This is a genomic window from Holospora obtusa F1 (assembly GCF_000469665.2).
GTDB lineage: Bacteria > Pseudomonadota > Alphaproteobacteria > Holosporales > Holosporaceae > Holospora > Holospora obtusa.
In genome coordinates this window covers 40,708-63,630 of sequence record NZ_AWTR02000074.1, presented here as the reverse complement: position 1 = coordinate 63,630, position 22,923 = coordinate 40,708, and the positions used below count along the sequence as shown (strand labels likewise).

Here is a 22,923-nt window from a genome sequence, read left to right as displayed (position 1 = left end):
CAAGAAGATCCAGTTTCATGTTTTGTCCTTAAAAACTTACGGACGAAAAATATGATTATTTCAAGCAAAAATCAACTATTGCTGCGTAACATCAGTTACCTATGAACTGCTTGCGCAACACCTGAAGCCAAAAAACAAAACGCACCCCTTTGATGTGATGTGCAAGGAGCATAACATTGAACACAGATTTACCAAATTCCAGAATCCTCAAACACTACACAAAAAAGGCTTATTTTTACAAAAATCTCGATGAGCTAAAGCGCCGTATGATGACTTTTGTGCTTTACTATAATCATCAAATAAAGCTGAAATTATTGAAATATCAGCCCCCCTTTGATATTATCATGTTAGAATTTGAACGTAACACGTCAAATTTTAATCATCATCCAAACCACATGTTGTTGGGACTAAAAATAACTTAATTTACTAAATCTTATGGGTATGGGAATTTTATTTGAACATTAGCTGATGTTTTTATACACATTCCACCAAAGTTGCTACTTAAGCATCGGCTTTGTTTATTTACATAGACATCTCGAGATATTTTTTTGAGTATTTTAATATATTGACGATGATTTAATTTGATCATTCATTTATTTTTCAAATGATTAAATAAAATTTTGTGCTAGAGAGTTTATTAACACAGGATGTAATTTTAAAGGGATTGACATTTTTTGCAGATTCGGAATATAATACAAAAAAGTCTTTTTTATATTTGGTGACTTGTGACGAAAATTATTAATTCTAAACACAAAGCAGAAAGACGTTATGGAATTTTTTGGGAAGGGATTCGTACATCTGCATCTTCTAGAGCTTACCCCGCAGGACAACACGGTGCAAAAACTTTTGGAAAAAGCACCGTGTATGGTCAGCAAATGAAAGTAAAGCAAAGATTGAAAAAACATTATGGACGTATATCAGAGAAGCAATTTTACCGTACTTATTTGCAAGCAACTTCTGTAAAAGGAGATATTGGGTCTGTTTTTCTTCAATTTTTGGAGCAGCGTTTAGGAAGTTGTGTGTATCGTTTAAAATTTTCACCTACTATTTTTTCTGCTTGTCAGTTAGTGAGTCATGGGCATATTTTTGTTAATGGTGCACGCGTTGATGTCTCATCTTATCGGGTTAAGGTGGGGGATGTTATTTCTTTAGATCCTTCGATGCATTCAAATGTTGTTGTACAAAGAGGGCAAAGTTCTGTACGTCGTGTTCCGGAATATTTTAAAATAGAAGGAGATAATTTTTCTGCAAAACTTTCTTATGCGCCAGATCCTGCACAAATTCCTTATCCTTTTGATCATCAGGTGAGTTCTGTGATTGAGTTTTACGCACGTTGATGTGCGGTGGAGTACAAAAATGTTTATACTATTTGAAATGCTATGTATGCGTTTTTTTGAATTTTTATTTTTAAAATAATACTTTGGTATATTGATTTTATAAAATTGTGGCTGATCAAAAAAAGTTAAAAATGTTTTTTGATCAGTTATTTAAAATACTGTTTTAAATTTTTTTCTATTGCGCAAATTTGAAAAATCTTCTACAATTTTTTTATGCCCAGGTGGCGGAATAGGTAGACGCGCTAGGTTCAGGTCCTAGTAAAAGTTTCTTTTGTGGAAGTTCGAGTCTTCTCTTGGGCACGTTTAGTTTGAAGACTCAGGTCGAATGTTTAGAGAATTTTTATATTACTATTTTTTTATCTCTTGCCATGAGAGATGCTTTGTTTTATCATGGGTGAAATATTTTTTATGTATTCGTTTATGGTTTACGAATCTTCTAAACGTTTTGAGTTTCCTGTTGTTTTAGATGCAGAAAAAAAATTGTCGTATTTACGTTTAGCTCGATCTGAAAACGTTGGCCCTATTGGTTTTTTTCACTTAATGGGGAGATTTAAAGACCCAGAGCATGCTTTATCCAGATTAAAAGACCAGCCGATCTATAAAGGGCGTCTTTGCTCAATGGATGAGGCAAAAAAAGAAATGGATTTGCATTATTCTAAGGGGTATCATTTGGTTTCTTATTTTGAGTCTGAGTATCCGGAATATTTAAGACAATTAAAAGACCCCCCTATTTTTTTAAGTGTTTGCGGAAATTTAGAGCTTTTAAAAAGCAGCTGTTTTGCGGTAGTTGGTGCAAGAAATGCTTCTCAGAGTGCATGTTCCTGGATTAAACAGAATATTCCTTTTTTAAAATCTGCAAATCAAACCATTACTTCTGGGCTTGCAAGAGGAGTTGACACGTGGGCTCATGAAAGTGCGCTGGAATCGGGAATGCCGACTATTGCAGTCATTGCAGGAGGGCTAGGTCACATATATCCATCGGAAAATAAAGAACTTTATCACCGCATTTCCGAACAAGGAGTTATCGTTTCAGAAGATCCATTACATTTACCTCCACAAGCTCAATTATTTCCAAAAAGAAATCGGATTATTTCTGGGCTTTCTTGGGGGGTTTTGATTATCGAAGCAAGCTTTAAGTCGGGGGCACTACTTAGCGCAAAATATGCTTTAGATCAAAATCGATGCGTCTTCGTATTGCCAGGACACCCGCTTGATTCTCGATCTCACGGAGGGAACAAGCTTATCAAAGAAGGGGCGTATTTAGTGGAAAACGCATCGGATATAAAAAGGGAATTACCCAAAATAATTTCGACGCATAGTCCGTTTTTTGCAAAAGAAGACGAAGAGGAAGAATACTGTTCGTCTTTTAATGGATCTTCTTTACTTTTTAATAAAGAAAATGATCAAGAATCAAGTGAAAATGTCTCAAAGCTACTACTTGAGCGGATAAGTATGGTTCCAACGTGTGTAGAGACTCTAAGAAAAGATTTGGAAATTTCTTCTATTGCTTTACAAACTATGTTAGTACAGCTAGAATTGCAAGGATTTATAGAGCGGTATCCGGGAAACGCAGTGATTGCTGTCCCTCAAGAAGTAGGAAAATATGTCGAAATTGATTGTGGTTGAGTCTCCTAAAAAGGCGAAAAATATTTCTCAGTACTGTCCAAATGATATTGTATTAGCAAGTGGGGGGCATGTTAGGGCTCTTCCTACGAAAATTAATGCAGTGCGTCCTGATGAGTCTTTTGCATTGACTTGGCAATTAGTAGAAAAAACAGAAAAAAATTTAAAATCCATAAAGGATGCTGTGCAAACTGTCGATACGTTGGTTTTAGCAACCGATTTAGATCGAGAAGGGGAGGCAATAGCATGGCATATTTTGGAGTATCTAAAAGAAGAAAATGCTCTCCCCAAAGGGCTTTCTGTTCAACGCGTTGTATTTAATGCTGTGACAAAAGAAAGCGTTCTAAAAGCATTAAAAAATCATAAAAATATTAATCAAGATTTGGTAGATGCCCAAATCGCTCGATCTGCTTTAGATCTCATGGCAGGATTAGGGTTGTCGTCTATGCTGTGGAGAAAAGTTCCTGGTAGTCGCTCTGCTGGGCGTGTTCAATCTGCTGCTTTGCGCATTGTTGCAGAGCGGGAACGTGATATTATTGAATTTAAATCACAAGAGTATTGGACAATTCATGGAAATTTTTTATCTCAAGCTCCTGAATATAGTTTAGAGGCTCAGTTAGTTCAGTTTAATAAAGAAAAATTAGAAAAATTTTCTATCGTTGATGAGGCTCAAGCTCAAGCTTGGGTTGAGATTTTAAAAAATTTATCTTACCATATTTCTTCTATAGAAAAAAAAGCTGTTCAACGTTCTCCTTATCCGCCTTTTATCACCTCATCTCTTCAGCAAGTTGCTTCAAGTGTTTTAGGGTATTCTCCGGCAAAAACGATGCAATTAGCGCAAAAGTTGTATGAAGGTCTTAAAATACAAGGAGAAATTTTGGGGCTGATTACTTACATGCGTACGGATAGTTTGTCAATTATTCCAGAATTTATTGATCAGGCCAGAGCATATATTCGCCAGAAATGGGGAAATGAGTATGTTCCTACACAATCTAAACACTATAAATCTAAAAAACATTCTCAAGAAGCTCACGAAGCAATTCGTCCCACGGATCTTAAATGGGATCCTGTTATGATCTTTCCTATGTGCAAAGATCATATCGAAGAGTGGAAACTTTATGATCTGATTTGGAAACGAACACTGGCAAGTCAAATGGAAAACGCCACGTATCAGCAAACTCGAGTGATGATTGAGAATGACGATCACTCTGTAGCGTTTAGATCTACCGGGTCGATTCTTCAATTTTCTGGATTTTTAGCAGCTTACCAAGATGTGGCTCAGGAAGAAGAGAAAGAAAATAATAGAGATCGTGCTTTGCCTTCCTGTTTACGAGAAGGGCAAGTTTTAAAGAGTAGTGAGCTATCCTGTATTCAGCATATGACTCAACCGCCTGCGCGTTTTTCAGAGGCTTCTCTTGTAAAAGAATTAGAAGATTTAGGAATTGGGCGCCCTAGTACATATGCTCGTATTTTACAAGTTTTGCAAGATCGTGGATATGTCAGAAAAGAAAAAAAGCGTCTGATCCCGGAAGAGTTAGGTATGTTAGTGTGTGCGTTTTTGAAAAATTTTTTTCCTCGGTACGTGGATTATGACTTTACTTCAAATTTAGAAAGCCAGTTAGATAGTATCTCAATGGGGGATTTAGCTTGGAAGAAGTTATTAGAAGAGTTTTGGGGGCCATTTTCTCAAGCGTTAGACGATGTAAAATCTGTTAGTGTTTCCAATGTATTAGAGCGTGTGGAAGACCAGATTCTTGATCTTTATGTTTCTAATCGTCAATGCCCAAAATGTAAAGAAGGACGGTTAGAGTTGCGTTTAGGAAAAGCTGGTCCGTTTACAGGATGCTCTTTTTATCCGGATTGCACGTATTTATCAGGTCTGCAACAAGAAGATTCTCATAGTCAGGGGGATTTAGGTGAGCATCCTATCAGCGGAAACCGAATTGAAAAAAAACAGGGGCCTTATGGAGGGTACGTCTTGTGCGGTGACAAAAGAGTTTCTAGTGATTCATTTTGCAGTTTTGAAACATTAGATTTACCTAAAGCTTTGTGGTTACTAAATTTACCGAAAGTTTTAGGAACGCACCCAGATGGTGGAGAAATCGTTTTGAATATTGGGCGATTTGGTCCTTATTTGCATTATGCGGGTGAGTTCTTTTCTTTGAAACAAAAAGGAGAAGACTTAATGAATGTTTCTTTAGAATCTGCATTAGAGCGTCTCAAACAAAAAAAAAGAAAAGCTAAATTACAGCGTTCCGAAACATTTTCAAAACGTGTGAATACAGTGAAAACGTCACCTAAGTTGGAAAGCGATTCTAGCTCAGAGATTAAAAAGGAAAGAAAAAAAAGATCCGTGACCGCAAAAAAATCTGTAGCGGTATTAAAAGAAGTTTCAGAGCAGTCTAAGACTGTGAAAAAACGATCGAAGAGTTCTTTAGAAGAGGTACTTTCATCCAAAAACAAGGGTAGTACAAAAAAAAACAAAGTGATATCAACAAAAAAATCTGGAGATTCTTTAGAAAATAAAGATAATTCTACTGAATTTAAGGAAATAATAGGCACGCTCGATAAGAAAAAATCTAAAATAAAAAAATCTTCTGTTTCTTCTGAACCTTCTCAGATGGGGGGCGATCGTCGTGGAATCTGAAAAATATAACATTTGTTTTGGTTTTGACCATGCAGGGCGTGAATTGTCTTTATATTTAATGGAACATCTCAGGGGAATGGGGAATATAGTTTTTTGTCCTCAACAAAATCAAGGGATAGAACGTGATGTTATTTCTTACCCAACTGTAGTTCCTTGTGTGGTAAAAAAAGTGTTGACTGAAAATTTTTGGGGAGTTCTTATATGTGGTAGCGGGATTGGTATGAGTATAGCGGCTAATCGTTATGTAGGAATTCGTGCAGCATTGTGTCGAGATAGTTTAGATTCAGTGTTAGCGCGACAACATAATAACGCTAATGTGTTTGTGGCAGGAAGCAGAGGTATGAGCCCTAGTTTAGTATTAGAGTGTCTTTTAAATTTTTTAACGACTTCTTTTACGTATGGGCGTCACAGTGAGCGTGTTCAAATGCTTGATCATATGCTACCTCAAAGGGATCTTTGATGAAAGAACGGATTCAGTCATGCCAAAATTTAAAGATTTATGCCTCTGTTTTATCTGCGGATTTTTTATCTTTAGCAAAAAACCTTAAAGACGTAGCTCTTTACGTAGATGGATTGCATTGGGATGTGATGGATGGGCATTATGTAAAAAATATTACGTTAGGTCCAAAATTTGTTCTTGAATCAAGATCCTTATTTCCTGATATTTGGTTTGATGTGCATATCATGGCAAGCCCCAGTGAAGATATTATTCGTTTGTTTTTTGAATTATCTGTTCAAAGCTTATCTTTTCATCCAAAAACCGTGAAAGATCCGTTAAAAATTATAAACTTATTGCATTCTAAACGTATTAAAGCAGGACTTGCGATTAATCTTGAAGATGATCTTTCTGTTTGGCCCGTATCTTGGTGGGAAAGAGCAGATTATTTACTTGTAATGGCTGTAAATCCAGGGTTTGGGGGGCAAAAATTTAATAATAAAGCGTTAAAAAACATTGATTTTATTCGACAGTGCACAGCTTCTGATATTTTTGTAGATGGCGGAATCGTTCCAGAAACTGCACAACTTTGTCAAAATCGCGGAGTAATGGGGGTTATATCTGGGAATTTTATTTTTCGTCACACTTCTTATAAAGAATCTATTGAAGCGTTAAAAAAAAAAGAGATCATAAAGGAAGTATTTTTCAAGAAATCGTAATGACATTCATGTTTTTTGCATATAGTGATGAAGAAATAGTGAGCTTTTTTTAATTAAAAAGAGTAGGGTGAGAAGCATAAAGATCTTGTTAGAAAGAAAAGCGATAACGATTACGGACGGAACATGTAGATCGTTGGGGACGTTGCGTATTAATCCTAGCGCTGATGAGAGTGAATGTTTCTTGTACAATAAAATTTTTTTGAAACGTGGAGAGAAAATTTTTTTTAGTCTGTTGTGGTAGCACAATTTTCTTTAGATTCATAAAAAAAAAGTGTATTGGATTTGTTGGGTACGAATTTATTTTTTTATTTTTCAAATTTTAATCTTATAAAAAAGTTTTAGGCTAATAAGAAGCGTTGGATTAGGGGGCAAAAGCTTTGATGAAAAGATCTAATGCTTGAAAACTCTTGTTTTTGTGTGTAAATTCAAAGCACTAATTAAACCTTTTTCGAAATCAGAATATATGTGTATATTGAAGCTAGGTCAATAAAAATATGAAGGTTTTATAATTAAAATACGAATAAGTGAAGATTGTATCGGATGAGCAATTCAGAAAATTAACAGGACTTAATCTTAGTACGTTTGATAAAATAATAAAAATATTAAAAAAGGCGAATAAAAAGAAAAAAATGAAATGAGGTAAAGGAAACAAGCTGAGTATGAAAAATCAGCTATTAATGGAGTTGAAATATATCAGAGAATATCGCACATATTTTCATGCGAGTCAAAGTTATGGAATAAGCGAACGTTCATGGTAAAAAGCAATTGAGTGAATTGAGAATACGATGTTATATTAATAGATGCCACAAAAATGCCTATAGAACGCCCAAAAAAGGATAAGGAATAAGAAGCCGTAAAATAATCGCACTAACAAACAAAAAAATTTTATTCGGGAAAAAAGATAAGGCATACTTTACAAAACTAAGTTGTTATCGATAAGAAGGCGAAACACGTAATATGCGCTGCTTTTGCAAATGGTAAAAGGACATGATTTTAGAGTATTTAAAAAATCAAAAACAAAGATAAATCCTAATACAAAGGTCATTACTGACACTGGATATCAAGAGATACAAAAATCGTATAGTAAATCTGCGCTGCCAAAGAGAAAGATGAAGAAAAATCCTTTAACAAAAGAGGATAAGCAAAAAAAACAAGAACTTGCGAATGAAAGCGCTGCAAATGAAAATGTTATCTGTATGCTCAAATGATTTAAAATTATATCTGGAAAATAGAAAAACAGACGAAAAAGATTTGAACTCAGATTCAATCTGATCACTGGAATTTATAATTTGGAGTGAGTATAAATGAGTTTCGAGAAATGTCTATTATAAATCAAATAATTTTTAAAAAATTATAAAAAATCATAAGGATCCACATCAATATGTAGTCGAATTTTAGATGGCAAGGAAAACGTATGAAGAGCCGTTCGAATATAATCTTGAATTTTATAATGTTTGGGGCTTTTTAAAAAAATTCTCCATCTCCATCGTCGACGTAACGGATTAATCAGTGAAGGAGCTGGACCTAATACCTCTACCCAAGATTCGTGTGGAAGATGGTTCTTCAGCGATAACGCATAATGATGTACTGTATTTTCATCAATTCCAGATAATGTAAGAGAAATCAGACGCACATACGGAGGAAAATGATATTTTTTTCTCGTAGAAAGTTCTTCCTGTAAAAATCCTTGAATATTGTGGCTTTGTAGATAAGAAAACAAGGGGTGTTTGGTTTGAGAAGTTTGAATATAAGCCTTTCCAGGAATAACTCCTCGTCCTGCTCTTCCAATAACTTGGCATAAAACTTGATAAAGACGTTCTCCGCTTCTTAAGTCTAAATGACTTAATGCAAAATCTCCGTCTATGATCCCCACCAAAGTTAGATTAGGAAAATGGTGTCCTTTTGCGACAAGTTGAGTTCCAATTAAAATATCGTATTCCTGATTTTTGATAGCCAATAACGTCTCATTCAGTTGCCTTGGGGTGTAACATACATCGCTACTCAATATACAAATTTTAGCATTAGGAAGGAACGATTGAACTTCTTGTCCTATTTTTTCAACACCTACTCCCCATAGTTTAACTTGTTCTAAATTGTGGCATTCCGGACAAGTCTTTGGAAGAGGTTTTTTAAATCCACAATAATGACAGAGCAATACAGATTTTGGAAGATAATGAATACTTAGCCATACATTACAGTTTTGACAGGCAGCGCGAAACCCACAATGATAACATACCCATAAACTTGCGTACCCTCTTTTATTAATAAATAGTAAACTTTGTTCCTGTTTTATAAGATTTTTTTGTAAAGCTTCTCGTAAAGGAAGAGTTATCATGTTTGAATCTAATTTTTGCTCTTTTAAATCAAGCATATAAATGTCAGGAAGTTGAGCGTTTCCATATCTTTGAGAAAGCGCAACATGCGTATATCGCTTTTGTTCAATATTCCAGAAACTTTCTAAGCTAGGAGTAGCCGACAATAATAAACAAGGAATTTTTTCATGATACCCACGAAACACTGCCATATCTCTGCCATGATAAGCTGGCCCTTCTGCTTGTTTATAAGATCCATCGTGCTCTTCGTCCACGATAATAGCTCCCAAATTTTTATATCCAAGAAAAATAGCAGAGCGTGCACCAACAATAATTGATGTCGATCCTGTCAAAATACTCCATGCTTGAAATTTTCTCTCTTTAGCCGACAACTCAGAATGCCATATTCCTATATTTCCAGAATAATATTTTTGAACACGATGAACCCACTGTTGACATAAGCTAATTTCTGGAACTAGAATTAATATCTGCTTTTTTTCTAAAATGATTGGTTGGATGTAAGCTAAGCATATTTCTGTCTTTCCGGATCCGGTAATACCTTCGATAAACGTGGTTTGAAATCCAATTTTTTCGAGCGCTTCTTTTTGATGTTTTGTCAAAATGGGAGAAGTATAGTTATAGTCGTGATGAATTTCCACAGAAACCAAATTAGCCTCTTGTATCCATTTTTTTACGCGCTTCAAACCAAACATAAATACCCATTGAGCAAAAGTTCCAGGCCAAGGACATGTTTGAATTACGGAAGAAAAAGAGGAAGCACACCTAAATGTCTGGCATGGCCATTCTAAAATTTCCGAAATCGGAAACACCATACGGAGCAGACTTCCTAAAGGAATTAATGTGTACTCCGAGCACTGACGTAAAAATAGAAGAAACATAGAAGATGCGCTCCAATATGGGTAAACTTCTATAATTTTTTTTAAATTGGGAACCTGTGGCGCGTGCAATGCCCAAACAATTCCCCATAAACTTCGAGAACCAAAAGGGACTTTAACACAATTTCCAATTTTAACAGATTCTGTACTTTCATAGCTAAATAAGCCAAGGCGATGTATAGGAAGCAGCACCGAAACAATTAAATGATGCGTTTGAAGAGACATGATAATTTAGTACTCTCCTGCTCAAATAACTTAAGAACACGCGTTACGATCATCAGAATCGTTATTACTAGATATACGAAAAAGTGACCTGGGGTGAAATTTTTGATGCATAGCATGTAGCGCTTGAGATGTCGTATAAAGGTATCTTTGGGTTGAACGCAAAGAAGTATGGCCAAGCAATGCTTGAATATCCCTTAGATCTACTCCTTGATGTAAAAGATGAGAAGCAAAACTGTGCCTTAATGCGTGAGGCGTCGTGTGTTTTAACAGTCCTAAATGCTCTCTGAGAAGTCGCAAACGCTTTTGCAAAATACATGGTTGAAGACGTTTTCCTTGCTCTCCTAAAAACAGAGGCCCTTCTTTACGTGCAACATAAGGACACGCACAAAGGTAAGCGTGAACTGCACAACGAATACTTTCTAAGATAAAAATTGAGCGTGTTGTATTACGTTTTCCGTGAACAATTAACAACCAAGGATCTTGTAAAGGCCAACACGTTTTATCTAAATTCAAGGCTTCTCGTATTCGAAGTCCTGCGCCATACAATAACATAAGCAAACTATAATCTCTTAGATCTTGCCATGAAACTATTTTCGAAGCAGAAGGCGGCGGGTGCTCTGTGGAAAATGTGTGTTCTTGCTCTTTAATTTTTTCTGAATTCACAGAGATATCAAAGGAATTTAACAGTCTGTGAGTTTGATGTAAAGAAAGAGATTTTGGCAGCGGAACCCGACACTTCGGTCTCTTTAATTTGTCATAAGGAGCTTCATTAACCCAAGACTTATATTTTAAAAAAGCAAACCACATTTTAAGAGAAGAAAAAGCAATAGCATTCGTTTCTTTTCTTACACCTTTTTCTATGCGATATGCAAAAAAACTACGAATATCCTGGTAAGTTACATTTTGAAAAGATTGTTGGGCTAACGTTTCTTGCCAGTGCTGTGTTAAAAATTCTAGAAATGCGGAAATTTCTTGTTTATAACGAATTAACGTTAACGCAGATCTACCCTTGCTATGCACTCCCCATACATGAAATTCTTGCAAAAGAGTAGGAAAGCATATCAATTGATTTTTCACGACTTCTGACGATTTCCTTTAGCTTTTTTTCCAAAACGCCCTGCGTTTCTGAATAACTCTTTTAAAAATTCTTTTCTGTGTGTAGAAGGTAACGTCGTTTCTTTTAAGGCAATTTCTAATGATTTTGTACCGGAATTGGGAATATATTTCGCCAGTTTCCCATTATTAGAAAATATCAAAGCAAATCCTTTATTTTCTTTAATCAAAGGCGCAAAAAAAGCTTTCGTTTCTGTAGAAAAATTTAAGTAATACCAAGTATGAGGATCAAAGCTCAAAATAGAAGAAGGAGGACCAATCAACTGCTCTATTTGAGTTTGATCCAGAACACCGAGACCATTTTTTACCTGAGCAAGATCTTCTTCGGGAATCACGCGCCCCCGAACGTTACGCTCTGGCTCACACCCACACAATAATAAACCAAATACTAAAGCTTTCCAAGAATTTTTTTTGGGAATTATTATCATTTAAGTACGGTATCCCTTTCTAGAATCTATTTATCCTAAGCATGCCATGATCATACTTAAAATGCAATATTTTCTTTAAACATCATTTTTCAAAATAAAAAAAATAAATAAAAATATTACTTGATTGTTCTGAAAAACTTTGATCATTACAATATAAACATATATAAGTTTTAGAAAAAAAGATACAGCGTACATTAAGTTGAAATTTACACACAAAAATAGACTTTTTTCGAAACTCATTTATACTTGGGGCCGTCTTTAATTAAATTGACTTTTTTAGATATTTTTTGAAAATTCAAATAAAACGCGAATTAAATGAGAGCTTATGCGTTGAGGGATGATAGTGGGGTCGGATAAAGGATAAGTTTACCTGAAAAACCAGGGGATGTGGGTTTGATAACCAAGGACAAAAAAGAACCGTTTTGAGCCTTCAAATTATGATAAATACTCTTTATAAATCCCGTCCTTGATCGACAATTTTTTTTAAATTCAAGGCAGTACTGCGCCATTGCCACACGCTATGATACAACGTCTTAAAATTTTCTAAGCGCCGTTCACCTGTCCTGAATTGTCGTTTGGCTTCATTGAGGACAGGCCCTAAATATCGCATAAAACTGTTTTTGGAGAAGAAATAGTGATTTACTCATTAGGCTGCTAATTCAAATTTTATTTTGCACAAAAAAAATATTTCGTTTAAAATGAAAAAAATTAAAAAATTAAGGAGCAGTGCTATTAACAAATCTGCAACTTTTCACTTTGAGGCACAACTAGGATACCAAGGTGTGGCTGGTATTGATGAGGCAGGGTATGGTGCATGGGCAGGCCCTGTTGCAGTGTGTGCGGTTATGTTGAATGTTCGTTCTTTTCCAGAAGAACTTCAGAAAATTGTTTATGATTCTAAGCATCTTAAAATAAAAATGCGCACCTTAATCCATGATATATTTGTGTCCAATCCTGAGTACGGAGTTTCTTATGTTGAAATGGTGTGGCCTGAAGAAATTCATCAATTAAACGTTTTGAATGCAACACTTTGCGGAATGGAGCGTGCACTTTTGAAATTTGTCCCACAACCTTCTCATGCGTTAATTGACGGGCCAAGACGCATTCCTTTTTTATCAAAAGACATTACACAACATCCCATTATAAAGGGAGATCAAAAAAGTTATTCCATTGCAATGGCTAGCATTATAGCAAAAGTACAAAGAGACCTGTTGATGAAAGAGATGCATCAGCAGTATCCTTTGTATGGTTGGGATACGAATAAAGGATACGGAACAAAAAAACATGAAGAGGCGTTAAAAATGTTCGGATGTTGCCCTTATCATCGAAAAGGGTACAAAATTAAAGGACTTCAAACTCGTTTGAATTAAATCTAACGTTCTTAGTTAAGTGTCTGTAGTTTAACTAATGCTTCCATGGCAATGTTTGTATCTTTTTCCGGATTGACAAGGACATGGCCCATTTCTGGAAACAGATTCATACGTTGTATTTAAAGCGCCAGGTTTTTCTGTCTCTTCATGAGTTTCCAGGAGCTCACTATCATCGTTTCCATCTTCAAAATTTTCTAAAAGCGCTTTTAATTGACCAACATCCCCATTTTCTAAACCCTCCAACATTGCTTTAAGTTGTTTAATACTTTTATCCTCGTCCTTATCTTGTAATGTGCTCCATCTTTCCAAAAGTTTTGATGGGTCTATATTGTAAAATTGCGTCAAAGACTGTTCCTGCCATTCTGCTATTAAGCATTTAAAAAGCACAAAAGACTCTTTCTTATATTCATTTAACGGATCTTTTTGTCCGTAGGATCTAAGATGAATCCCCTCTCTTAGATGAGACATAACATTTAAGTGTTTTGTCCATTCCTGATCTAAGGTTTGCAATAAAATATTTTGAATTGTGTATTGAGTCAACTCTTCATTTAATGTTTCGACCTGTTCTTGATACGCTTGTGTGATACATATTACGATACGCTCTTCCAAAATTTCTGGAGACAATACTTCTTTTTCTATCCACTCTTCAATATTTACATCGATCTGAAATATACGCTTTATATCGTTTTGCAAAAATTTTAATTCCCAAAAATCGGGTAATTTTTTTGGATCCGTGTGATAAGAAACAAGATTATGTACCAAAGCTTCCTGCATGTCTTGAAATACCTCAAAAGCTTTTCCACGCAATAAATCATTTCTTGTTTTATAAACCACTTTACGATGCTCATTCAATACCTGAGCATACTTTAATAACTGTTTTCGACGTTCAAAGTGTTGAGCTTCTACCCTTGCTTGAGCTTTTTCAATATTACGAGTTAACCACGGATGCGTAACAGGAACGCTATCATCTTGATTTTCTTTCAAAAAAGATCGTTTAACAAATTCAATATTAGAACCGAAAACACGCATCAAATCGTCCTCAAGGCTAATAAAAAATTTAGATATTCCCGGATCTCCCTGCCTTCCGGAACGTCCTCTCAATTGGTTATCAATACGGCGACTTTCGTGACGTTCTGTCCCAACTATATATAACCCTCCGGCCTGAAGTGCAGTATTCTTTCGCTCTTGAACTCGAGAAACAACCTCCTGCTCAATATTTTTTCTCATTTCAGGGTCTTCAACGTCTTTTAAAAGGAGAGATAATTCACTCCCTACTGCACCTCCTAACTGAATATCTGTTCCACGCCCTGCCATGTTAGTTGCTATGGTCACAGCCCCTGGAAGACCTGCTCTTTCAATGATGGCTGCTTCTTGCTCATGATGTCGGGCGTTTAAAACATGGTGTGGAATGCCTGCGTTTTGAAACGCATTAGAAAATACTTCACTTTTTTCAATACTAGAGGTTCCGACTAACACAGGTTGCTGACGCTCTCGACATTCTTGAACAAGACGAACTACGGCTTTTACTTTTCCTTGAAAAGTTGCAAATATTTCATCATCCAAATCTTTTCGACAAATCGGACGGTGTGTTGGTACACAGACAACAGGTAAGCTATAAGTGTCTTGGAACTCTGAAGCTTCTGTCATCGCAGTTCCTGTCATTCCAGCGAGCTTTGTATACATTAAAAAATAATTTTGAAAGGTGATTGAAGCCAAAGTTTGATTTTCTGGTTCAACTTCTACGCCTTCTTTTGCTTCCAGCGCTTGGTGCAACCCATCAGAATACCGACTTCCTTTTTTCATCCTCCCTGTAAATTCATCAATAATAATGACTTCCCCATTGTGTACGATATAATCTATATCTCTTTCAAACATTATTCGAGCTTTAAGAGCCTGATTTAAGTGGTGAACCAGCATCGTATTTTGTGCATCAAATAACGGAGCTCCTTTAAGTACGTCTAATTCTGACATAAGTTGCTCTACTTTTTCCCAGCCTTGTTCAGTAAACGAAATATTTTTTTGCTTTTCATCTTTTTCATAATGTTCTGGAAGAAGTCTTGTTACTACTTGATCAGAAATTTGATATAATTGTGAAGAATCGTCGGATGGCCCTGAAATAATCAACGGAGTTCTAGCTTCATCAATCAAAATACTGTCCACTTCATCAACGATCGCAAAATAATGTCCGCGCTGAACTTGATCTTCTAAACGAGTTTTCATATTATCTCGTAAAAAATCAAAACCAAACTCATTGTTAGTGCCGTATGTGATATCGCAATGATACGCTTGAGGTTTTTCGTAAAATGGCATATCACTTGTCACACATCCCACAGACATTCCCAAAAAACTATACAAAGGACGCAAAGCTTCAGCGTCACGGTTGGCAAGATAATCGTTAACAGTAACCACATGAACGCCTTCACCGACCAAAGCATTTAAATAAACTGGCGCTGTAGATGCTAATGTTTTTCCCTCACCTGTTTTCATTTCCGCAATCATCCCTTTATGAAGCGCAATTCCCCCCAAAAGCTGAACATCAAAATGACGCATTCCTAAGGTTCTCACGGATGCTTCTCGAATGACTGCAAACGCTTCACAAAGTAAGCTATCCAAAGAATCCCCATTCAAGAGGCGAGCTTTAAATTCTTGAGTTTTGTGTTGCAAATCCTCTTGGCTAAGAGCTTTCATGTAAGGCTCCAAGGCATTGATATCGGCAACAATTTTATGTAAACGCTGAACCACTTTATGAGTTTTACGATTTTTTTTAAAAAAATTTATAAATTGTTGATTCCATTGTTTCCACATTATCTTGACCATCTACTTCCTTAAAAAAGGATTCTACTTCGTATATATGTTCGTCATTATGCCACAGATATACTTTAAAAACCAATGCAGAATTCTAAAAAATGAAAAAAAGTCAACTACGTCCCTAAGCACCGCAGTTTCCAAAGAGTTTCAGTGTTTATGAATCTGTATAGTAATTAAGTTGAGTTTTGTGAATAGAGTAAAGCACGACACCCACTTAATCGAAGATAGGGGCGGATATACGATCTTAGAATCTTTTTTTAGAAATCACACGTATCTTCTTAAACTTCAATTTAATTTACTATAAAGAAATCAATGGAACTTACTCAATTCTTTTATTCCTCTTAGCGAAGTGTAAGAGTTATTAAAGCTTTGGTGTGCACTTAAACACTCCTAAAATTTTTTATCGATATTAACTTTAATATTTTTATCTATTTTTTTTAAATAATTCTTTGTATATTTTTAATTATTATTATCTCACCATAACAAATATATTGTAAAAAACTGTTGTTTTCTTGACAAAACGAATACGCTAACTTAACATGGTCCGACAATTACTATTGAATGTGTTGTGTATATGAAATTAAAATCAAAAATTATTTTTCCGTTTATTATATTAGGTGGGCAAATTTTTTTTTTCCCTTTATCTTTTCAGGCGCTAATTGGCGGAAAGCAAAGAGATCTTGAACATACGCAATCTGCTGTTAAGGTAGTAAAGTTCAAGAAAAATCAAAAAAATTTTAGTGAATTATTAGAAGATTTGGAGCAGATCATAAAAAAAGAAAAAAATACCGAAAAAGTTGAAAATTTTTTTAAAGAGCATTTTTCTAAAGACTCTGAGTTTTATAAACAAGTTTTATCTTCGATGGCGGTAAAAGAAAAAGAAGATTTGTTTTCTTCTTTGTTTTTTCAAGCTTTATTTAATGAAAAACCAGAAGATTCAGGGCATATCAATTCTGTAATCAAAGCACTAAAATTCGAAGATAATGAAATGTTAAAATTTGAAAACAATCAAGAAAAACCTGGTGAATTTTTAGAATTTTTAGAATTTTTTACGCAAAACTTACGCTCTCCAAAAGAAGCGCAAGATTTTCACACAGATTCTGAACTGTATAAAAAAATTTTTGAAATTAATTTTAATCCTCTTCCTGATGCATCGGATAAAAAAAAAATTGAAAATGATTCAAACTTGCACAATGATTCTCGATTTAGCCATGATATTTTGGAGAAGTTTTTCTTTGATTTTGATCAAATAAAAGAACATACGCATTCAAAATTGCCTGGAGATCTTTTTTTCAGTACAGAATTTATCAAAAATAACAGTCAAAATCTAGTAAAAATTATTACTTACTCAAATCAATCAAAAAGAAAAGCATCTATATCTGAGCTTACCTTACCTTCTGCTAAGGGAAAAAAAATGCTTGATTGGTTTGAAGGAAAAAATTTTAAACAAACTGTGAGTTTTCTCTGTGAGTCTAACTTAGAAATTCCTTTTGATTTTTTTGAAAGTTTGATTCAAAAAATTGATGCCTTAAACAGCTATGAGTTTGTCTGTGTCTTAAATTCTATTTTTTACTCTAAACATCAGTTTTCTTTAAATGGATTCGAAAAGTTTACTAGTAAAATAAATAAATTAACAGATTACCATTTTCTAACACTTATATGTTCATTATGTTCTTGCCATCATACGGTTCCTGTAGAATTTTTTAAAAGCTTAGATTTTTCCACAATACAATCAGGAATAGTATTACATAAAATTTTTTCTAATTTTTGCAAGTCTAAACAAAATATTCCTTTGGAAGTTTTTGATCATATTATACAGCAAGTAAATTACTTAGATGACGTTAATTTTGTAAATTTTTTAGGTGCACTTTGTAGTTCTGATGAAGAGCAACCTTTGTTAGATACAGTTCAAGAAATTAATTTTTCAAGAATTACTCAGGTTCATGAAGAACAATTTAAAAATTTTTTTAATTTTTTTTCCTGCTTAGATCCAAAACCTCTTTCAAATATTTTTCAAAACGTGATAGATACGTTAGATAGTAATAAATTAAGCTATGTCAAACGTCTAATTCTTGCATCTTTTTTTCGTAAAATAAAACATAAGCTGCCTTCAAGCACCTTTAATAAATTCTGTAAAGATTTCTTTGAAAATCTTAATTTTGAAGAAGCAAATAAATTAAATAATTTAAATTTTAAAAATTTTGTTACGGAATTTTGTGAATATTATGAAAAAAAAGAAATTTTGGAGCGTTTTCCGCTGCTTTCTCTGCGATTAAAACCAGAAATTTTGGAATATTTAATTTTTTCAAAAAATTTATTGGACGACATTGACACTAAGCCTATTCCTATTCTTGCATTAAAAGACGATTTTTCTGATCAGGACCAAATAAAAGAGCTACTCATAAATTGTTTGTCCTCTTCAGAAGTAGCAAATTTTGCTAATTTGACATTTGGGTTTATCGAAAAGAAAAAAGGAAAAGACTATGCGAAAAACTTTACAAAACTTGTCTCTTCTCATGTCGTTACGTTTCAAAAAAAAGATCAAGATGCGCTTTGTGTGAACTTAAAACAAATCAATCCACAGCGCAGCACAGAATCAGTACTTGCTCTGGGAAGCAAACAAAATTTCTATGATTGGTGTGTGTTAGATCATTTTTATAATGATCCACCCCACTTACAAGATTTGAAAAAAACTCAACGTCTTTTGATGCATTTCATTAAAATTGTACACTCCAACGCTAAAGAGGAAGATTATTCTCACGTAAATAATATTCAAAACGCTATGGAATACTTAAACATAGTTCATAATAAGGGAGCTTTTGGATTAACCCAAGGGTACGAAAGTTTGATTCTTAAAACTTTTAAAGACGACATGGCAGGAAGATTAAAAAAGTATTTAAGACAGATGTTAGGTTATTATTTTGAACGAACACTTGATATTAGTCGCATTCGTGCAAACTTAATTTGCCCACTTGCAAAAATGCAAAAATTTAGTGAAGAAGATAGAACTGCCTGGAAAGACGGAGCTCTTTTATTAGGAGAGTTTTGTCATTCTTTAAACTGGAAGTCGTCAGGATACAATCTTTTTCAAGGATACGGCTATGATCACGCTTCAGTTCATGATGCCTTTGAACGCTCTATGATTCCTGATCCAAAAAAATTTGATGCAAAAAAGATGGATGATCGGGCGCGAAATGCAGGATACAGAGATTTAGTGGAAGATCTTTTGAATTTACTCATGGGTGAAAATACGATGAAAATTTCAAACAAGTGTGCGGAGCCAGAAAAATTTCTTGAAAATTTAAAAAGAGACCTCGATCAATTAATCGTAAATATTTATACGTTAACCAGATACAAAAATGACACAACGTTACATGACGGCATCAAAACACAAAGTGTAGAAGAAAAAAGGCTAGCAAAAGATCTTGAACCTTACAATCCAGATCGAATGGTGTATCGATTGTGGGAAATTCTTCACGAAGGTCATAACGGTTCTCTAGATTTAGACAATTTTCCAAAAGCACGGTGTGCGTACGGAACTTTGCTCAGTTTACGATTAGCATACGCAGAAATGCACGGAAAGACTATTATTGGCTTAGATTTTGGAGAATGCCCAGCTCCTAATCAATGAATAAGTACCATATGGAGCATACTGCGGTTTGAGTAGCGCGCTCTTCATGTCCTGACAGGATGCTTTATATGGTTCATCATTTGTAACTAAAACATTAAAATTATTTTGTTATCTTACTGACGTTCAAACGTTTAGGTTACATTGAGTGTATTTCTGGATAAAAATTTTTAGAATCACTGTGTGCCTAATCCTTTTCTGTTCAAGCCTTGTCTTCAGGAGAGGCCTTAATGAGTAGAGTAAATTAAGTTGTTGTGATTTCTAGTTCTAGAAAGAAATTCTAAGATTCTATAGCCAAGAGCCTCTCGCTTTGCTTAACTGAGTGTCGCGTTTTATTTATTCAAAAATCTCAACTTAATTTGTACTATGAAATTTCTCAATGGGACTTAAATCTGGAAAATATGACGAAAAGAAGATTAAGATTGCACTCTACAAATTATCTATTCATTTTTTTTAGAGGGGTAAAACGCGGCATAATTTTATTGTGACCGCTTAAGAGTTCGCTTTTTGATAAAACGTTTTTCCCCAAATTTTAACTCATCTCCTGACAACGGTCGTTAAAACTCATCGGTGCTACGGGACTGATTGCTCACTAGATTAGAAATACTATTGTTTATTTTGTAATCGATTCAACGTTTCTTACTCTATAAAATTTTTGATTTTTTTTCATGCTGTAATATTTGATTTTATTTTAAATTGGGTACCATTTTTCGTTATAGTGAAAAAAATCATCCTTTTTTCGCTATTTTCTTACTTTTTTAAAAATACCTAATTCAATTTAAATTACCCTATCTCTATTTCGCTTTTATCACGATACACAGGGGGGAGATTTCAGAATTTTGAAGATAGAAACGTTTTTTCAAAAAAATCAGGGCTATCACAGTATTACGATCTTTGAAAAAGGAGTATGACTACGGAATTTTTATACATTCGCATCAAAGAAAATATAGATTTTTCATGTCTTGAGATTAAAGTCAGAGATCTAGATCGAACACATGTTTGGTGATATCAAAAGATTCAAAGTGATGAGTGAGTGACTTTTCAATACTCACAAAAACTATCCTCTAAAATTTAGCATCATCGTAACACGTTGTGAATACGAAGAATGATTTTGTATAAAGATCCAAAAAAATTGTTTAGGATCAAGAATAAAAGGAAAATTTTTTTAGAGAATAAACGGTGCATTATGTAGCAGATAATTATACGTAAATAATTTTTTTTGTGCATTATGTAGCAGATAATTATACGTAAATAATTTTTTTTATACATAAATAAATTTTGTAGTTTGAATTTAGCTTAAGTTATGTTACCCTTCGACGTGATAAAAAAAATTCCACAAAATATGACACATAATGATTCTCTTTTTATTGCTCGTTCAGATCAAAGAATCGACAAATGGGTTCATCATGAATGGCCTCAAATTCCTTATTCTGCTATTCAAAAAGCATTGCGTATTGGAGATATACGTGTAAACCAAAAAAAAATTTCTTCAAATTATCGATTAAATCAAAGTGATACGATTTATGTGTACCCTGGATGGTTACAGAAAATGAACATTTTTCAATTTTCTGAAGATAAGTTGTGCGATCATTGGAGAGAAAAAGTTTCTAATTGGATTATTTACACACATAAAGATTTTTGGATTATACGAAAACCTGCTGGAATTTCTTGTCAAAAAGGAACTAATCAAATACTAAGTATTGACGATTTGATGTCTAGGTGGGCCGGACACCCTGTTCATCTTGTTCATCGATTAGATAAGCCGGTAAGTGGCGCTCTCATTATTGCCAAAACTCCCCATGCTGCATCAATCTTAGGGAATATGATGAAAGAAGGAGCTATTCAGAAACGATATTGGGCACTTGTGCACGGTAAAGTTAAAAATGTTCAAGGTCATATTCAAGCTCCTTTGATTCAATGTACGTTTGGGGTTAAAGTGTGTCATGAAAAAACACCTAAATCACTGGCATGTCATACTGAATATTTTCGACGTAAAGTTTATCGATCTCCTTTTGAATATACATGGTTAGAGCTTTGTCCACGCACAGGAAGAAAGCATCAGTTGCGCGTACACTTAAGTCACATTAAACATCCGATAATTGGAGATAAAATTTACGATCCTTTATGTGAAAAAGATACGTCAATCAATTTAAAATTACACTGTTGTAACCTTTCATTTTTTTATGAAGAGCGTCCTATTTTGATAGAGTGCGAAGCTGGGGAGGATTTTTTTACGAATCTTTGATTTTTAATAAAATTGAAATAAGTTAATATTTTATTTTGAAAAATATTCTGTACATTTCTGAAATCTATTAATATTTTTTATTTTTTTGATTGATTTTCGTATAGTATAAATACAAAAATCGTTAAGTTTAGTTGTAACTGGCTGTATAAATTCAAATTTTTGTTCAAAAAAATTTGAATAAAATGCCCTCACGATAGGTAGAATAAAGTTTTTTCTAGTTTTTTTATGATTGAACGTGTCGCTTCACTTGCTTATTTTTTCAAAAAATGTAAAATGAATGTATACTGCTTTGTGTAGAAGAGTGTATGGAAAAAAAAATTATTAGCCAAAATCCAGGACGTATTGTGTACGCTGCTTCTAAAGAAACGGAGTGTTTTCATTACTTTACGGACATTATTGCTTGTCCCATTTCTGGAAAAGAGTTGGAACTTCCTGGAAAAGGAGTTATTAATCATCGAGTTTCAGGTTTTTTTTTCTCTAAGTTCCAGCAATTGAATATTCCAACACATTTTATTCGTATGCTTAATATGCGTCAGTCTTTGATGCACTTTACGCTTCCTTTAGATTTTTGTGTTCGCGTTGTGTGTATGGCTTCTTCGATTTGGGCGAAAGACTTTAATGTTGCGCCTCATTCTGTGTTTTCTAGGCCTATTATCGAGTATGTTCATCTTGGTTCTGGGCGCTTGTTAAACGAAACTCATCTTTCAGCGTTCTCTATGTTAGAAATGCAGGATCTTGATGAGCTTCACAATACTATTCTTAGAATTGTTGATTCTGTAAAAGGAATTTGTATTGCTATGAGATTTCAGTTAATGGAAATAAAACTTCAGTTAGGATGTGGATTTAACTATAGCTCGGACACTCCATTTTTATTGTGCGGAGATTTTTCTCCGGAATCTTTTTCAGTTTTAGATTTGGATACGAATATGGTGTTAGGGGGAGAAAACATTACTAATGCTGTGTATCCTCCAAATTTACATTATCGCACTATTGCAGCGCGATTAGGAATCGGGTTAGAAGGGCCCAGTCGTTCGCAAGTTTTACCGTTTCAAATCAAAGAAAGTTCCCAAGATTATTTGTGAAGATACGTCATTGAATGAGGGGTTCTTTTTTTATTGACTTTTAAATATTATCAT

General features: G+C 34.3%; 14 protein-coding genes, 1 tRNA gene and 1 pseudogene. 12 read left to right on the top strand and 4 right to left on the bottom strand.

Features of this window, described 5'->3' with window-relative positions; all coding sequences use genetic code 11:
* The first annotated feature begins 176 nt into the window (after positions 1-176).
* From P618_RS08230 to P618_RS07395, 8 genes and pseudogenes are all read left to right on the top strand, one after another.
* Positions 177-422 (top strand): hypothetical protein, encoded by a 246-nt coding sequence (locus P618_RS08230; protein ID WP_162147083.1) that lies wholly within the window; start codon positions 177-179, stop codon positions 420-422.
* A gap of 303 nt (positions 423-725) precedes the next feature.
* Positions 726-1,337, top strand: a complete 612-nt coding sequence (rpsD, locus tag P618_RS04465) for a 30S ribosomal protein S4 (RefSeq protein WP_021827066.1) — start codon at positions 726-728, stop codon at positions 1,335-1,337.
* A gap of 215 nt (positions 1,338-1,552) precedes the next feature.
* A tRNA-Leu gene (locus tag P618_RS04460) sits at positions 1,553-1,637 on the top strand.
* Between the two features lie 108 nt (positions 1,638-1,745).
* A complete protein-coding gene (gene dprA, locus P618_RS04455) occupies positions 1,746-2,963 on the top strand; it encodes a DNA-processing protein DprA (protein ID WP_162147082.1) in 1,218 nt (405 codons plus the stop codon).
* Positions 2,941-5,607: a type I DNA topoisomerase gene (topA, locus tag P618_RS04450; protein ID WP_021827064.1), complete on the top strand. Its 2,667-nt coding sequence runs from the start codon at positions 2,941-2,943 to the stop codon at positions 5,605-5,607. Before dprA ends, topA begins: the two co-directional genes overlap by 23 nt.
* Positions 5,597-6,067, top strand: a complete 471-nt coding sequence (locus P618_RS04445; protein ID WP_021827063.1) for an RpiB/LacA/LacB family sugar-phosphate isomerase — start codon at positions 5,597-5,599, stop codon at positions 6,065-6,067. The genes topA and P618_RS04445 overlap by 11 nt, the downstream gene beginning before the upstream one ends.
* Complete coding sequence (locus P618_RS04440) at positions 6,067-6,762, top strand: ribulose-phosphate 3-epimerase (RefSeq protein WP_021827062.1); 696 nt, start codon at positions 6,067-6,069, stop codon at positions 6,760-6,762. The genes P618_RS04445 and P618_RS04440 overlap by 1 nt, the downstream gene beginning before the upstream one ends.
* Positions 6,763-7,286: 524 nt before the next feature.
* Positions 7,287-8,060 (top strand): annotated as a pseudogene (locus P618_RS07395) (transposase family protein).
* 53 nt (positions 8,061-8,113) lie between these two features.
* On the opposite strand, the gene priA reads toward P618_RS07395, so the two are convergent.
* Genes priA through P618_RS04420 form a run of 3 tightly spaced genes read right to left on the bottom strand, consistent with a single transcriptional unit; the run spans position 8,114 to position 11,736 of the window.
* Complete coding sequence (priA, locus tag P618_RS04430) at positions 8,114-10,195, bottom strand: replication restart helicase PriA (RefSeq protein WP_021827058.1); 2,082 nt, start codon at positions 10,193-10,195, stop codon at positions 8,114-8,116.
* A gap of 30 nt (positions 10,196-10,225) precedes the next feature.
* A complete protein-coding gene (locus P618_RS06130; RefSeq protein WP_021827057.1) occupies positions 10,226-11,272 on the bottom strand; it encodes a tyrosine-type recombinase/integrase in 1,047 nt (348 codons plus the stop codon).
* On the bottom strand, positions 11,269-11,736 hold the full coding sequence (locus tag P618_RS04420; RefSeq protein WP_021827056.1) for an outer membrane protein assembly factor BamE: 468 nt from the start codon (positions 11,734-11,736) through the stop codon (positions 11,269-11,271). Before P618_RS04420 ends, P618_RS06130 begins: the two co-directional genes overlap by 4 nt.
* A gap of 698 nt (positions 11,737-12,434) precedes the next feature.
* On the opposite strand from P618_RS04420, the gene P618_RS04415 reads away from it, so the two are divergent.
* Positions 12,435-13,106 (top strand): ribonuclease HII, encoded by a 672-nt coding sequence (locus P618_RS04415; RefSeq protein ID WP_021827053.1) that lies wholly within the window; start codon positions 12,435-12,437, stop codon positions 13,104-13,106.
* Between the two features lie 30 nt (positions 13,107-13,136).
* Here the strand turns inward: P618_RS04415 and secA are convergent, their stop codons facing one another.
* Complete coding sequence (gene secA / locus P618_RS04410) at positions 13,137-15,911, bottom strand: preprotein translocase subunit SecA (protein ID WP_021827052.1); 2,775 nt, start codon at positions 15,909-15,911, stop codon at positions 13,137-13,139.
* 577 nt (positions 15,912-16,488) lie between these two features.
* Between secA and P618_RS04405 the strand changes: the two genes are divergently transcribed.
* The 3 genes from P618_RS04405 to P618_RS04395 all read left to right on the top strand — a co-directional run bounded on the left by P618_RS04405 (position 16,489) and on the right by P618_RS04395 (position 22,869).
* Positions 16,489-19,545: a hypothetical protein gene (locus tag P618_RS04405; RefSeq protein WP_024161206.1), complete on the top strand. Its 3,057-nt coding sequence runs from the start codon at positions 16,489-16,491 to the stop codon at positions 19,543-19,545.
* Positions 19,546-20,884: 1,339 nt separating this feature from the next.
* Positions 20,885-21,787, top strand: coding sequence for an RluA family pseudouridine synthase (locus P618_RS04400; protein ID WP_021827050.1), 903 nt, complete (start codon positions 20,885-20,887; stop codon positions 21,785-21,787).
* A gap of 305 nt (positions 21,788-22,092) precedes the next feature.
* Entirely contained in the window at positions 22,093-22,869 is a 777-nt protein-coding gene (locus P618_RS04395; RefSeq protein ID WP_021827049.1) for a phosphoribosylaminoimidazolesuccinocarboxamide synthase, read from the top strand.
* Positions 22,870-22,923: the final 54 nt, after the last annotated feature.

What these genes read in the sequence shown, in the direction of transcription:
- P618_RS04395 (WP_021827049.1), top strand. Translation starts at nt 22,093, where the DNA reads ATGGAAAAAAAAATTATTAGCCAAAATCCAGGACGTATTGTGTACGCT.
- P618_RS04405 (WP_024161206.1), top strand. Translation starts at nt 16,489, where the DNA reads ATGAAATTAAAATCAAAAATTATTTTTCCGTTTATTATATTAGGTGGG.
- P618_RS04440 (WP_021827062.1), top strand. Translation starts at nt 6,067, where the DNA reads ATGAAAGAACGGATTCAGTCATGCCAAAATTTAAAGATTTATGCCTCT.
- secA (WP_021827052.1), bottom strand. Translation starts at nt 15,911, where the DNA reads ATGTGGAAACAATGGAATCAACAATTTATAAATTTTTTTAAAAAAAAT.
- P618_RS04400 (WP_021827050.1), top strand. Translation starts at nt 20,885, where the DNA reads ATGACACATAATGATTCTCTTTTTATTGCTCGTTCAGATCAAAGAATC.
- P618_RS04420 (WP_021827056.1), bottom strand. Translation starts at nt 11,736, where the DNA reads ATGATAATAATTCCCAAAAAAAATTCTTGGAAAGCTTTAGTATTTGGT.
- topA (WP_021827064.1), top strand. Translation starts at nt 2,941, where the DNA reads ATGTCGAAATTGATTGTGGTTGAGTCTCCTAAAAAGGCGAAAAATATT.
- dprA (WP_162147082.1), top strand. Translation starts at nt 1,746, where the DNA reads ATGTATTCGTTTATGGTTTACGAATCTTCTAAACGTTTTGAGTTTCCT.
- P618_RS04415 (WP_021827053.1), top strand. Translation starts at nt 12,435, where the DNA reads ATGAAAAAAATTAAAAAATTAAGGAGCAGTGCTATTAACAAATCTGCA.
- priA (WP_021827058.1), bottom strand. Translation starts at nt 10,195, where the DNA reads ATGTCTCTTCAAACGCATCATTTAATTGTTTCGGTGCTGCTTCCTATA.